The organism is Agrobacterium sp. A3-95 (assembly GCF_053521785.1).
Window position 1 is genome coordinate 28609 of record NZ_JBNWDR010000013.1, and the last position, 13258, is coordinate 41866.

Below are 13258 nucleotides of genomic sequence, written 5' to 3' on the forward strand. Positions count from 1 at the left end.
TCAGCCTTTCACGAACAGTTGCCGCGGCACATTGGAGAGGCATTCGACACCCGTTTCGGTAATGGCGATACTCTCGGTGATTTCAAGCCCCATGTCGTCTAGCCACAAACCGGTCATGAAATGGAACGTCATACCGGGCTTCAGCTCTGTGCGGTCGCCGGGGCGCAGGCTCATGGTGCGCTCGCCCCAGTCCGGCGGATAAGAGAGGCCGATGGGATAACCGGTTCGGTTGTCCTTGATGATCCCGTATTTTTTCAGCACCGCAAAAAACCCATTGGCGATATCTTCGCAGGTATTGCCGGGTTTGGCAGCCGCAAGACCGGCCTCCATGCCCTCAAGCGTGGCCTTCTCCGCATCAAGGAACGCCTTCGTCGGCTTGCCGAGAAAGACAGTGCGAGACAGCGGGCAATGATAACGGCGATAAGCGCCGGCGATTTCAAAGAAGGTGCCTTCGCCCAAGCGCATCGGCTTGTCGTCCCATGTCAGATGCGGCGCAGAAGCATCGGCACCCGAAGGGAGCAACGGTACGATCGCGGGATAATCCCCGCCGAATTCCGCGGTGCCACGAATGCCGGCATCGTAGATCTCGGCGACGAGATCGCATTTGCGCATGCCCGGCTCGACTACGTCAACGATACGTTTGTGCATCAGCTCGACGATCTTGCCGGCCTTGCGCATATAGTCGAGTTCGGTCGGGCTTTTGACTGCGCGCTGCCAGTTTACAAGACCGGCGGCATCCTTGAAGCGGGCGTTCGGCAGATGTTTCCGCAAGGATGCAAAGGCAGCAGCCGAGAAATAATAATTGTCCATCTCGACGCCGATCGACAGGCCTGACCAGCCCCGGTCATCGACGATCTTCGACAACAGATCCATCGGATGCCGTTCGGTCGATTGAACGTAGTGGTCAGGATAACCGATGATGTTGTCCTGGGCGAGGTAGGCGGTGCGCTTGGCGCCATTGGCATCCTGCTTGCGGCCATACCAGATCGGCTCGCCTAGCGACGGCACCAGCACGCATTGGTGGACATAGAAGGACCAGCCGTCATAGCCCGTCAGCCAATGCATGTTGGATGGGTCGGTGACGACAAGCAGGTCGATGCCTGCCTTTTCCATGGCGTCGCGGGTTTTGGACAGGCGCGCGGCATATTCCTCGCGCGTAAAGTTCAGCGTTACGCTCACGCTGCGTCTCCCATTTTCACACTGTTTTCGATGATTTGGCCGCTGCCGGCGTCTTTTGCGCGGGTAAAGGCGAGATTGGCGATGGCGGTGTCCTGCACTCCGGTGCCGGTCAGATCGGCAAAGGTGATGTCGTCCCTCGATACGCGACCGCGTGCCTTGCCAGCGATGACAGCACCGAGCTCGGTGAATTCTTGATCCTGCGTTACAGGCCCCGCGGCGATAGCGTGGTGCAATTCACCGAGAATTCGGGTCTGCGAAAGCCGGTCTGCGATATAGCGCGCCCTGGAAAATACGGCCGGATCGATCTCGTTCTTGTGTTCGGCATCCGATCCCATGGCCGTCAGATGCTGGCCTTCTTCAAGCCAGCCGGCAAACAGGATCGGCTTATCGGCTGGCGTCGTGGTCACGACGATGTCGGCGCCCCGGACAGCGGTCTGCGGATCGGCCGCGGCGACGACCTCTATTCCGTGTTCGCGGGCCAGATCGCCTGCGAGCACCTCGGCCTTTTGATGGTCACGAGCCCAGATGCGTGCGGATTGAATGGGTCGCACCAGTTTCAGCGCATCGAACTGCAGACGGGCTTGCATGCCCGCTCCGAAAATTGCTGCGACGGAAGCATCTTCACGGGCGAGATGCCGTGCTGCGACCGCCCCGGCTGCGGCGGTACGCACATCTGTGAGGTAGCCGTTATCGAGAAGAAGGGCCTCCACCAGTCCGGTCCTTGCGCTGAAGAGGATCATCAGCCCGTTGAGGCTCGGCAGACCGAGCTTGGGATTGTCGAAAAAGCCGGGGCTGACCTTGATGGCGAAACCGTCAAAACCCGGCACATAAGCCGTCTTTACATCCACCTCGCCACGAAACTCTGGTATATCGAGCCGCAAGATCGGCGGCATGGCGACCGCTTCGGTTGCGAGCGCTGCAAAGGCCTGCTCCACGCACTCGACTGCCGACAGGTCGAGCTTCACGACAGCGCGCAGATCTTTTTCGGTTAGGATGGTGATTTGGCTCATACAGCAGGCCCTTCGATGATCGTCTTGTGAACCGCCGGATCGATATTTCCACCCGACACGATGATCGCGGTTGGGCCGGTGATGTCCACCTTGCCGAAGAGGATCGCCGCGAAACCGACTGCGCCGGCACCCTCGACCGTCAGACCTTCTTCATGCGTCGCATGGCGGATGCCGGCTGCGATCTCTTCCTCGGATACCAGCACGATCTCGTCGAGAAGAGATTGGCAGAGCGCAAATGTGATCCGGTTTTTCAATCCAATCCCCCCTCCCAGCGAATCCGCCAGCGTTTCTTCTTCCTGGATGGTGACGGGCCGCCCGGCAGTGACTGACGCATGCATGGCCGCGCCCCGCTGCATGGAAACGCCGATGACACGTGCCTCCGGCTTCAGCGCCTTCACCGCAACGGCGATACCGCCCGCAAGGCCACCGCCCGATAGAGGAACGAGAATTGTCGCCAGTTCAGGCATGTCTTCGACGACCTCGAGGCCGATAGTGCCCTGGCCAGCCACGACGTCGGCGTGATCGAAAGGCGGGATAGCGGTCAAGCCTCTGCTTTTGGTCAGGCGCTCCACTTCCTCCTGCGCATCATCCTGTGATCTGCCGACAATCCGGATTTCCGCGCCGAGCGCGCGGATCGCCTCCACCTTGTTTGCCGGCACCAGCGCCGACATGCAGATTGTGGCGGGGATGCCGAGTTTGTCTGCGGCATAGGCCACGGCCCGGCCATGATTGCCCGTCGAGGCGGTGACGAGGCCACGCTGGCACGTCGTATCGTCTAGCGAGAGAATGGCGTTCATCGCGCCGCGCAATTTGAAGGCGCCGATGGGCTGAAGGGTTTCAAGTTTGAGATGAACGGGATGACCACAGCGCTCAGAGAGAAAGTCCGAGCGAACCAGCGGTGTGCGCTCCACCTGTCCCGCAAGCCGCGCCGCTGCTCGCTTTATCGCGGCCAGTGAGACTGGAAGCAAGTTGTCGGCGGCGGATATGGACAGGTTTTCGCTCTTCATGATTGTCATGTTGAGAGCGAAATAAAATCATGTCAATTATTATATTGTAATGATTCAATGATTTTCGGCTGGCAACTTCAGCCGATTGACCCGATATCGTAGACCGGCGGCAGTTGCTCGAATGTCTGTCGCACGATGGTCAAAGCCCTGGCGAGGCTTGCATGATTGAGGCGGCCGCCGAGGCATATGCGAATGCCGCCGCCATGGCTAGGACCGGCAATAAATGGTTCTGACGGGGTTACCGCGACGTTCTGGTTCGTGAGCGCGCGCACCAGTCCGTCCTCCGTCCAGCGCCGCGGAACCTTCAGCCAGGCGCAGAGGGAGAGGGGGTGGGTCGACCCTATATGGTGGCCCAGTATGTCCATGGCGATTTTCTGCCGCGCACGGGCCTCGGTGCGCTGGACATCCAAGAGCAGCCGTGCCGTTCCGTTTTCGACCCAACGGGTAGCGATCTCGGCCGTGAGATATGTCCCGCTCCAGCTCGACACTCGCAGAATGGAGGCGGCGCGGATGGAATAGGCGGGTGGCACGACGAGATAACCGACGCGCAGCCCTGTCAACACTGTCTTGGTGAAGCTGGTGACGAAGAAGCCCAGATCAGGCAGCATTTCGGTGATGGATGGCAGATCATCCTCGATCATCGGACGGTAGACCTCGTCCTCGATGACAAAAATGCCGTACCGCTCGGCAATTGCGGCGATGGCCTGCCTTCGCGCTGCGCCCGACACATGCCCGGTCGGGTTGTTAAGCGTGGGAATGAGCACCAGAGCGCGGACACCTCCGGCTGCGCAGGCGGCCTCCAGCGCTTCGGGCAAAATGCCTTCTTCGTCGGTGGGTAAGCCCTTTAGGCTGAAGCCGAGAATATTAGACAGGCCGATAATGCCGTGGTCGGTCAGGTTTTCACAGAGCACCACGTCATTAGAGCGGATAATGCAGCTCAGAGCGAGAAAAATGCCGTGCGCCGCGCCATTGGTGACAAGAATGCGTTCCGGACCGGCGGTCACGCCCATCATGCCAAGCCATGTTCTGGCCGTTTCGCGATGGCTCTCGAGCCCCGCGACCGGCCGGCAGGGGCGCATGAAGCCAGAATTGTCACCATCGGCCATCTCGCGAAGAATGGCGCGCGAGGCATTTTCATGGTCATCGAGATAAACGCCGCGGATGATGGATAGATCGAGCACCTCGGTTGGGCTGTGATCAAGCATCATGCGACCTGCCCGCTCCGTCACCCGCGTCTTCACGAAGGTTCCACGGCCAATTTCGCCGCTGAGATAACCAAGCCGCTCCGCCTCCTTGTAGGAAAGGCTGACCGTCTGGACAGAAAGGCCGAGTTCGCGGGCCAGATCGCGGTGTGTCGGCATGCGGTCCATCGGCTTCAGAACGCCGGCGTCGATATCAGCAATGATGCGTTCCGTCAGTGCGGAATGTTTCGTTTCGCCTTTCTGCTTGGCTAGCGTCGGTCGCCATGCCACCGGTCTCGTTGGGGAAACTGGATCTGGGCTGGGTGAATTGGCTTGACGACGCATGAAATTGTCTCGTTTTCGACGAAGGTAATTTCATGACATTATGCATGTTTCTATGAAAAGATGAAGCCTTATGCAGCGCAGACAGCAACTGCGCTGCAAAGAGGCGCAGTTGCCGTCGAAATGAGCAGCATTTGCGACGTTGAAAACTGAAGCTGCCGATCAGATTTTCTCGCCGGCCTGGACCAGATCATCCATGACACTGCGGACAGCGGCTTCAGCAATGGCGATGATCTCGTCGACTTCCTCCCGGGTCGTAACGAGCGGCGGTGCAAAGCCCAGAATATCGCCATGCGGCATGGCGCGTGCTATGAGACCGCCGTTGCGCGCTGCCTTGGAAACGCGTGCACCCACCGTGAGTTGAGGGGCAAAACGCGTCTTTTTTTCCCGGTCCGCCACGAATTCGATAGCGCCCATCAGTCCCACGCCGCGCACCTCGCCGACGATCGGAAGCTGGGCGAACTTCGCCTTCAGTTGTTCCTGGAAATAGCTGCCAACGGCTCGTGCATTGCCTGGCAGGTCTTCCTTTTCGACGATGTCGAGCACGGCGTTTGCAGCCGCCGCTCCGATAGGATGGCCGGAATAGGTGTAGCCGTGGGAGAACGCGCCGACGCGATCCGCGCCTTCTTCCATCACCTTGTAGACTTTCTCCCCAACGATAGCGCCGGAAAGCGGGAAATAGGCCGAGGTCAGGCCTTTAGCGACGGTGATCAGATCCGGCTCAATGCCATAATGCTGTGAACCAAACATCGAACCCGTGCGGCCGAAGCCGGTAATAACCTCATCGGCAATCAACAGGATATCGTATTTTTTGAGAACCTCCTGAATGGCCGGCCAGTAACCTTCCGGCGGCGGTGTGATACCGCCCGTTCCGAGCACCGGCTCGGCGATGAATGCACCAATCGTGTCCGGTCCTTCGCGCAGAATAAGCGCGTCCAGCTCTTCCGCGCGCCGCCTCGAAAATTCCAGCTCCGTCTCACCGGCTTCTGCGCCCCAATAGTGATGCGGAACGCCTGTATGCAGGATGCCGGCCCGTGGAAGGTCCATATGGTCGTGATAAAAACTCATGCCGGTCATTGAGCCGGAAACCACGCTGCAGCCGTGATATCCCCGTTCGCGGGAGATGATTTTCTTCTTTTGCGGCTTGCCGCGCAGATTGTTGTAATACCAAACGAGCTTGGCCTGTGTCTCGTTGGCGTCTGACCCTGACATGCCGTAGAAGACCTTGCTCATTTTGCCTGGTGCCATTCTGACGAGGCGATCGGAAAGGATGGCCAGCTCATCCGTCGTGTGGGCGGCATAGGAATGATAATAGGCAAGGCGGTAGGCCTGGCGTGAAATCGCCTCAGCCACCTCGGTACGTCCATAACCGACATTAACGCAATAAAGACCGGCGAAACCGTCGATCAACTGCTTGCCGTGCGCGTCCTGAATGCGGATGCCCTTGCCGGTTTCGACAATGGTGGGCTCGCCGAGTTTGCCGCTGGCAAAATCCTTGAGCTGCGTGAAAGGGTGCAAAACGGCGCTTCGATCCATTTCCGCAATATTCTTGACGTCGATTGTCATAGGCGAGTTCCTTTTCACGCAGCTAAGTTGCCGAAGCAGACATATTTGGGTTCGAGATATTCCATGAGACCATGACGCGAGCCCTCACGACCAAGGCCGGACTGTTTCCAGCCGCCGAAGGGAACGGGCGCGCCGGTAAATTTCGGCGTGTTGACGGCTACCATGCCATATTCCAGTTGATGCGTCAGACGCATCGCCCGGCCGAGATCGTTGGTGTAGAGATAGGCCGCAAGCCCCATCTCCGTCGAGTTGGCGCGTCGCACGACCTCCCGCTCGTCATCGAATGGCAAGATCGCGGCCACCGGACCGAAGGTCTCCTCCCGCGCGATCAGCATGTCGTCTGTGACATCGGCCAGCACGGTCGGGGTGACAAAATTGCCGCCGAGCGGACTGTCCTGCCCGCCGCAGATGAGCTGTGCACCGGCAGAGAGGGCCTGCGCGATTTGCTTGCGGCACTTTTCAGCGACGGAGGGGCGTGTCATCGGCCCTATATCGATGCCAGCCTCGAAACCGTGGCCGACCTTGAGTTCGGCACTTGCCTTGCCGAACTGACTGACGAAGCGGTCATAAATACCTCGCTGGACGTAAATCCGGTTGGCAGCGAGGCAGTCCTGCCCCGATGTTGCGAATTTCGCCCCGATGCAACCTTTTACGGCTTTGGAGACATCGGCGTCGTCGAACAGGATGAAGGGCGCGTGACCTCCAAGTTCCAGCGAGGCCTTCTTGATGGTCGCCGCCGATTGCGCCAGCAAAATACGACCGATTTCAGTCGAGCCGGTAAAGGAAAATGCGCGCACATCGGTGTGTTGCAACAGGCGATGCGCAAGTGGTGCGGCGTGACCAGTGATGACCTGGAATACGCCGGCGGGCATTTCAGCTTCCTCAGCGAGCTTTGCCAAAGCGAGCGCCGAGAGGGGTGTTTCAGGCGCCGGTTTGACGATCATTGTGCAGCCAGCGGCAAGCGCTGCGCCCGCTTTGCGGGTGATCATAGCAGAGGGAAAGTTCCACGGCGTGATGGCCACGGTGACGCCTAGCGGCTGCATCTGGACCGAGACACGGCTGTCGGGCAAATGGCTCGGTATCGTCTCGCCGTAGGCGCGCTCGCCTTCGCCGGCAAACCAATCAAGGAAATTGGCAGCGTAAGCAATTTCACCAAGCGATTCCGAGAGTGGTTTGCCCTGTTCGGCCGTCATTATGACGGCGAGATCATGCGCGTTGTTGCGCATCAACTTGCCCCATTCACGCAAGATCTGCCCCCGTTCGGTTGGAAGCTTGTCGCGCCATTCTAGAAAGGCATTTTTCGCGGTACTGACGGCATCATCCGCATCCTCAAGCGAACATGCCGCCACACCGATGAGATCTTCTCCGGTCGCCGGATCAATGACACTGAGCGTTTCATCGCGAGCAGCCCAGCTGCCATGGAGAAAAGCGCGTCGCTCGATCAAATCGGGCCGCCGCAGGTTTTTTAATGCAGTGCTTGCAATACTTCTCATATGGAGCTCCCGGTAGATTTACAGGGAGACTAATCAAGCGCATTGAGCGGTTGACTGCGTTAATTATATCGTTCAAGCCGGAATTTCGCTTATTTTAGGTTCCGTACGCAGGATTTGTGCATGAATACTCTCGATAGAGCGGACAAGGCGTTGCTTGAGGCCGTTCAAAAAAACAATCGCCTTACGTCGGAAGAGCTGGCGCAACTCGTCAATCTTTCACCTTCCGCATGCCAGCGGCGCCTCAAACGTCTGCGCGAAGATGGCGTCATCGAAGCGGATGTCGCCATCGTGTCGCCGAAGGCCGTTGGGCGCGGCATTACCATGATCGTGCTCGTTTCACTGGAGCGCGAACGCGCCGATATTGTCGATCGCTTCAAGGCGGCCATCCGCGCGACCCGGGAAGTGATGATCGGATATTATGTGACGGGAGATGCCGACTTCATTCTGGTCATCACCGCCAAGGACATGGAGGACTATGAGGCCTTTACCCGGCGGTTCTTTTACGAAAACCACGATATCAAGGGCTTCAAGACCATGGTCGTCATGGACCGGGTAAAGGCCGGATTTTCCTTTCCGATCGAGGTTTGACGACTTGCGGTTCACAGATCTCGCCACTAGACGTCCGGGGTGGTTGAAAAGGCTGATGAATGTTTCCTGAGACCTCTCTACCCATCGAGACCTCGCAGTTAACCCTTCGCCGTTTTGAGCCTACTGATTTCGACGCCTATGCCTGGTATCACAGGCGCGGCGACGTCTATCGTTTCCTGTACGCCTCGCGGAAAAATTGACCCTGGTTGGGGCAGGTTAACACGCTGATCAATTTGCCGTTTCTTCGGCGTGGCGGGGGTCAGCCTCTCGCGCCATGGAGGGGTCAAATCCCACGCTGAAACACATTTCAGGCTGTTAAAGAGCGTAGCCGCTTGACCGTAACGGAGCGGCTTTCCTCGCTGGCGGAGGATATGCGCGATGGCTATCAACAAGGTTTCAGTGCCGGTCTCAACAATCTGGCCAGCGTGGCCGGGCGAACCATGGTGCTGGAGCGAACGATGAAGGTGCAGCGAAACATCGTCTGGAAAGCCTGGATGAACAAAGAGGCGCTGCCACAATGGCGGGGTCCTGACGGCTTTTCCCGCCGCATGAAGAGCATTGACCGGCGGACCGGCGGCGCATGGGTCTTTGACATGATCGGCCCTGGCGGAACAGTCTTTCCGAACCATCATCGTTATGTCGAGGTCCGGTCCGAAAAGAGGATCGCCTATACGCTGCTATGGGGCGAAAACGGGCCAAAACATGCCGATGCGTGGGCCTGAAGATCAGGATGGCACGACGAAAGTTGTGCTGGGCATGGTGTTCAGCACGGAAGCCGAGTTCCAGCGAGCGAAGGGTTTCGGTGCCGTGGAACTGGGTCAGCAAACGCTGGCCAGGCTGGAGCGCTTTGACTCCTCTGCAGCGATCCTATCGCCTTGAAAAAGTTGCTCTGCGCTGTACACGGCAACTGGACCCGTTTGAGCCGCGCCAGGGAAGCTCGATAAAATCATCAGAACCAGTGCGGGGTGGCGGAGATCGTGGGAAAGCCACACGAACGCCAAAACAAGCGGCTGCAATTAGAGGCGAGTTCCTTGATAAGGAAACGGCTTCCATCGGCTCAACGGGTTTTTGTCAACTGTGTATATGGGAGCAAGTTTGCTGCGGCAGACAATCTTTTTCTGTCGGTGATGGCATTCGAACGATGTAAACAGGAAACAAGTGCTCGGGATCGTTTTGAGGGCGGGCTGATTTCGGCGCTGCGGGATTGTTGAAAGCCTTGGCTCCTGCATCCGGTTTGGAGAAGCCAATTGCCGCCACCGGAGTCGTTGTCCTGCTTATTTCTCATCGGTGCATTCTAGGAGTTTGCTTCGGCCGGATCCAAAAAGGTTGCGGAATGGTCACACCCTTTCTTTCGACAGAAGGTTTTCCATAAATTGCAACCGCTAAAGTTGTTGCGATGACGTGTCGGGATGTTATCTCTGCGTCAGGTTGAATCATTGAGGGGACGAGGGATGAAAAAGTTGGGGGCGATTTTGCTGATGGCTCTTTTGAGCGCATGTGCAAAGCCATCTGACGGACCGACCGCAGGCAATATCCGGTCTGCGACTTTACCGCGAACCAACGAGAAAATCCCCGTCATCGAGCTGGCTAACGCATCGGCAGCCACGGTTTCCGCCGCAAGCACACAGAACGCCTCCGGGCCCGGCCTTACCGCGCTTCGCAACACCGGTTACAACTCCCAGAGATTGCGGCGCGGCGACGTTATCGACATTACCGTGCTGGATACGGGAGAAGACGGACTTTTCTCCCCGACACAGAGCAAGACGCTTAATCTCGGCCGCTTTACAGTGGATCAGAGCGGCTCGGTGAATATTCCCTTTGTTGGCAAGCAGAGGGTTGTTGATTCCACACCGGAAGGGCTGCAATCGCAGGTCGTTGCCGGCCTCAAGGGGTCGGCCGTGAATCCGCAGGCCGTCGTTACTGTCGTTGATAAGCCGACGAGCGCCGTCATGCTCAGCGGCGCGGTGAAAAATCCCGGAAAGATCGTGCTCACCGCCCGGCAGGAGCGGGTGCTCGATGCGCTCAATCAAGCAGGTGGCCCTACTGTCGCTGCGGGCGCGGCCACGGTCACTGTCGTTCGCGGCTCGCAAAGGGCCAGCGTGCCTCTTGACCGCGTCATGCGGGAAGACCGTCAGAACATCCGCCTGTCACCGGATGATCAGATCATGATCGATGGCGACGCGGCGAGCTACACCGCACTCGGTGCCTTCAAGAGTGCCGGTGAATTCCAGTTTGAAGCCGGAAAGCTGACCCTTGCGCAGGCCGTCGGCCGCGCCGGTGGCTTGCTGGATGACCGCGCAGACGCGCGCAATGTCTATGTCTTCCGCAATGAGATTGTTCAGGTTCCAGCCGCAAGGATACCGGGCGCGAAAGGCCCGGTCGCTACGGCCACGACCATGCGGCCTGTGATATATCACGTCAACATGCGCGACGCTTCCAGCATCGCACTCATGCAGCTCTTCCAGATGCAAAAGGGCGATGTGCTCTATGCCAGCAACGCGCCGCTGGTGGATTCGGCCAAGCTGCTGACCGTGTTCCAGAAGAGTGTGCCGACTGCGGCGGCGCCGCTTCCCGGCGGCGGCAACTGACCAATGAGGCGTTACAGAAGCTGTAAAGCTTCCATTGCCGATTGTGGGCGCAAAGCGGGATCATAATGGCAACAGGCGTCCGCAAGATCTGCGAGGCATTGCGGTGATTGTGCCTTATCCGTCTCGATTAGCCGCCTGGCGAGCCGTCCCACGGCATATATATCCTGATCCGGCTTTGCAGGTGCGCCTTGCATCTGTTCCGGCGGCGAAAATTCAGTTGAGGCAGCAAAGCGCAGGCCCTGTCCGGCGTGTTTACGACCAATCTGCAGGGCGATGCCGAAGTCGCCCAGTCTTGCCGTTTCGAACTTACCATCCGACAGCAGAATATTGGCTGGCGTGACGTCGCAGTGCACATATCCAAATGCATGCACTGCACTCAGCGCTTGCAGCACGCGGCGAAGGATCACGATCGCCTCCGAGGCGGCAATCGGTTGCGCAGATATGATTGATGCCAGTGAGTGCGCAAACCACGGCTGCAACAGACCCGGCCGACCATCGGGTAACCGCAAAAGGGCGGACGTTTCCACAAGGCAGGGATGGCGCAGCGCGAGCCCGATCTCGGCCTCGTCCCATAAACGATGCAGCAAAACGGTGTCGTCCCTGCGGGCAGGCGGCACGGTTTTAAGCGCGTGCAGCGAGCCGAGATCGCGGTGGCGCAATTGGAGCAAAAGTGTCGTCTCGCTCTGGTAAGCTGTGAAATTCACGGCAAAGCTGTCCGCAATCCAGTCCGGTTTTTCGCCAGAAATATGTGGTAATTTTCGATCCAGCGCATTTCGGATCTGGTCGATCAGGTCTTGCTGCTCCTGATAGCTTCTTTCCCGCGTGCCCTCATGGCGGATGCTTCGCCAAAGGTCGGAAAAGCGTGCGGCTACCTCTGGATAGGCAAGTTCATTGTTCACGCCGGTTTCCAATCACAATAGCGCTTATATTCTCGCGGGCGTTTTCGATGAGCGCTTCCTGGACCAGGGCATTGGCGCAATCCTTGACCGGGGTGTTGAAGACGATCTCGGCGATGGCGCGGTCCCGGAGGATCTGCACAAGCGGGTAACTGCACAGCAGGACCCTGTCCTGCAAACCCCACTCCTCGAAAACGATGTCCGGCCGGAACTGCTGGGAAAGCCCGACACATTGCGAGAGTTGCTTTTTCATGCCGACAACGACGTGATCGCGCGAAAGCTGGTGCATGGTGCCGTTTTTCAGGAGATAGGCGCGCGCATCACCAGACCACAGGACGCTCAGCCTGCGCGAGATGATCGAAGCTATGACGACGCTGGCCATCGGCCTGACATCGGCACCGGTCGTCTGGCGGGAGAGGAGCAGGCTGTTGATGGTGCCAAGCCTTCCCCTGATCTGTTGCGCCATCATCTCCGGGTTTTCGGCATCTGGCGTTTCCGCAAGAATATTCGTGGCGAGACGGGCGGCCTCTGCAGCGCTGTGCGAATCACCTTGGCCATCCGCTATGGCGAAGAGGGAAGGTGTCTGGGAAACGAAAAGAGCATCCGCATTCAGGGAAAGCCGCGTTCCAGGGTGTGTGGCATAGCTGTAGGTCACAGATGACGGCTGTTCCGCTGCCGGCGCAGGCGCTGGCGCCACGGGCGGCATTTGCTGTTTTGTTTTCTCCTGCGCCGTTGCTGGAATTGGCGCTGGCGTTGAACGGTCCTCGCCGCCTTTGCCCGGCATGTCGCTAAAGAGGCGCACGAAATCGGAGGCTTTGGGTTTGCCGTCAAATTTGAGGCCGCGGGCACGACGGCTGACCGGGTCGATATACCACCAGAGGCTCGTCGGCATACGGCCGCGCACCATTTCCGGCACATCCTCCTCTTCCCGCGATTTTGGCAGACGTAGTTTTTTGATCGAAGTAATAAACCGGGAGATGTCGAATTCGCGGGTCATCGATGTCTCCGCCAGCGCCTCCGCGGCCATGAACCAGGTGTCGTCGAGATAGAGGCTTCGTGGATGTTCGCGGAAGCCATTGAGCTGCGCGATGATGGCGAGCGGATATTTGCGTCCCACCCGGTCCGCACTCGGCACCAGTACACCGACATAGGCGCAGTTTCCCCATATGCCGCGCTCAATGATGAAGCGTATGGGTGGCGACGAAGAGAATATTTCGGGCCATCGGCCCGTAAACATATCCGCACCGGCGTACATGCCGGATCGCATCCAGCCGTCAAAGGTACCGATCAATTCCCGCTCGAGCCCATCGGAGATGAAATCGCCATGACTTGGGACCTTGCCGAAGAAACCGATGCGATCGCTTTCCGTCGCTGTTTGCGTGGACCTTGATGCCTGATCGGCCATCAG

10 protein-coding genes and 1 pseudogene are annotated in these 13258 nt (G+C 58.5%); 3 read left to right on the plus strand and 8 right to left on the minus strand.

Annotated elements, in window-relative coordinates; all coding sequences use genetic code 11:
• The 6 genes from doeA to ACQZ5Y_RS25990 all read right to left on the minus strand — a co-directional run bounded on the left by doeA (position 1) and on the right by ACQZ5Y_RS25990 (position 7778).
• The gene (gene doeA, locus ACQZ5Y_RS25965) at positions 1-1179 is read right to left on the minus strand and encodes an ectoine hydrolase DoeA (protein ID WP_174051220.1); all 1179 of its coding nucleotides are present in this window, start codon (positions 1177-1179) and stop codon (positions 1-3) included.
• A complete protein-coding gene (eutC, locus tag ACQZ5Y_RS25970; protein WP_111802167.1) occupies positions 1176-2189 on the minus strand; it encodes an ectoine utilization protein EutC in 1014 nt (337 codons plus the stop codon). The genes doeA and eutC overlap by 4 nt, the downstream gene beginning before the upstream one ends.
• Positions 2186-3205: a hydroxyectoine utilization dehydratase EutB gene (gene eutB, locus ACQZ5Y_RS25975; RefSeq protein WP_162633796.1), complete on the minus strand. Its 1020-nt coding sequence runs from the start codon at positions 3203-3205 to the stop codon at positions 2186-2188. Before eutB ends, eutC begins: the two co-directional genes overlap by 4 nt.
• Before the next feature lie 68 nt (positions 3206-3273).
• Positions 3274-4722 carry a MocR-like ectoine utilization transcription factor EhuR gene (ehuR, locus tag ACQZ5Y_RS25980; RefSeq protein ID WP_111796491.1) on the minus strand — a complete coding sequence of 483 codons (1449 nt, stop codon included), beginning with the start codon at positions 4720-4722 and terminating at the stop codon, positions 3274-3276.
• A gap of 159 nt (positions 4723-4881) precedes the next feature.
• A complete protein-coding gene (locus ACQZ5Y_RS25985; protein ID WP_174051225.1) occupies positions 4882-6285 on the minus strand; it encodes an aspartate aminotransferase family protein in 1404 nt (467 codons plus the stop codon).
• A gap of 14 nt (positions 6286-6299) precedes the next feature.
• The gene (locus ACQZ5Y_RS25990; protein WP_013761005.1) at positions 6300-7778 is read right to left on the minus strand and encodes an NAD-dependent succinate-semialdehyde dehydrogenase; all 1479 of its coding nucleotides are present in this window, start codon (positions 7776-7778) and stop codon (positions 6300-6302) included.
• Positions 7779-7898: 120 nt separating this feature from the next.
• Between ACQZ5Y_RS25990 and ACQZ5Y_RS25995 the strand changes: the two genes are divergently transcribed.
• From ACQZ5Y_RS25995 to ACQZ5Y_RS26005, 3 genes and pseudogenes are all read left to right on the plus strand, one after another.
• Positions 7899-8366: an Lrp/AsnC family transcriptional regulator gene (locus ACQZ5Y_RS25995; protein ID WP_111802165.1), complete on the plus strand. Its 468-nt coding sequence runs from the start codon at positions 7899-7901 to the stop codon at positions 8364-8366.
• 305 nt (positions 8367-8671) lie between these two features.
• Positions 8672-9245 (plus strand): annotated as a pseudogene (locus ACQZ5Y_RS26000) (SRPBCC domain-containing protein); the annotation flags it as partial.
• Between the two features lie 572 nt (positions 9246-9817).
• Positions 9818-10954, plus strand: coding sequence for a polysaccharide biosynthesis/export family protein (locus tag ACQZ5Y_RS26005; RefSeq protein WP_013761001.1), 1137 nt, complete (start codon positions 9818-9820; stop codon positions 10952-10954).
• An 11-nt stretch (positions 10955-10965) separates the two neighbouring features.
• On the opposite strand, the gene ACQZ5Y_RS26010 is transcribed toward ACQZ5Y_RS26005, so the two are convergent.
• Together ACQZ5Y_RS26010 and tagF are read right to left on the minus strand one after the other, a co-directional pair.
• Positions 10966-11853: a protein kinase domain-containing protein gene (locus tag ACQZ5Y_RS26010; RefSeq protein WP_174051227.1), complete on the minus strand. Its 888-nt coding sequence runs from the start codon at positions 11851-11853 to the stop codon at positions 10966-10968.
• Entirely contained in the window at positions 11843-13255 is a 1413-nt protein-coding gene (gene tagF / locus ACQZ5Y_RS26015) for a type VI secretion system-associated protein TagF (RefSeq protein WP_111802164.1), read from the minus strand. The genes ACQZ5Y_RS26010 and tagF overlap by 11 nt, the downstream gene beginning before the upstream one ends.
• Between the last annotated feature and the right edge of the window lie 3 nt (positions 13256-13258).

Bases quoted from the DNA above. Each gene is read 5' to 3' on its own strand.
- eutC (WP_111802167.1), bottom strand. From the start codon at position 2,189: ATGAGCCAAATCACCATCCTAACCGAAAAAGATCTGCGCGCTGTCGTG.
- eutB (WP_162633796.1), bottom strand. From the start codon at position 3,205: ATGACAATCATGAAGAGCGAAAACCTGTCCATATCCGCCGCCGACAAC.
- ehuR (WP_111796491.1), bottom strand. From the start codon at position 4,722: ATGCGTCGTCAAGCCAATTCACCCAGCCCAGATCCAGTTTCCCCAACG.
- ACQZ5Y_RS25985 (WP_174051225.1), bottom strand. From the start codon at position 6,285: ATGACAATCGACGTCAAGAATATTGCGGAAATGGATCGAAGCGCCGTT.
- ACQZ5Y_RS25990 (WP_013761005.1), bottom strand. From the start codon at position 7,778: ATGAGAAGTATTGCAAGCACTGCATTAAAAAACCTGCGGCGGCCCGAT.
- ACQZ5Y_RS25995 (WP_111802165.1), top strand. From the start codon at position 7,899: ATGAATACTCTCGATAGAGCGGACAAGGCGTTGCTTGAGGCCGTTCAA.
- ACQZ5Y_RS26005 (WP_013761001.1), top strand. From the start codon at position 9,818: ATGAAAAAGTTGGGGGCGATTTTGCTGATGGCTCTTTTGAGCGCATGT.
- tagF (WP_111802164.1), bottom strand. From the start codon at position 13,255: ATGGCCGATCAGGCATCAAGGTCCACGCAAACAGCGACGGAAAGCGAT.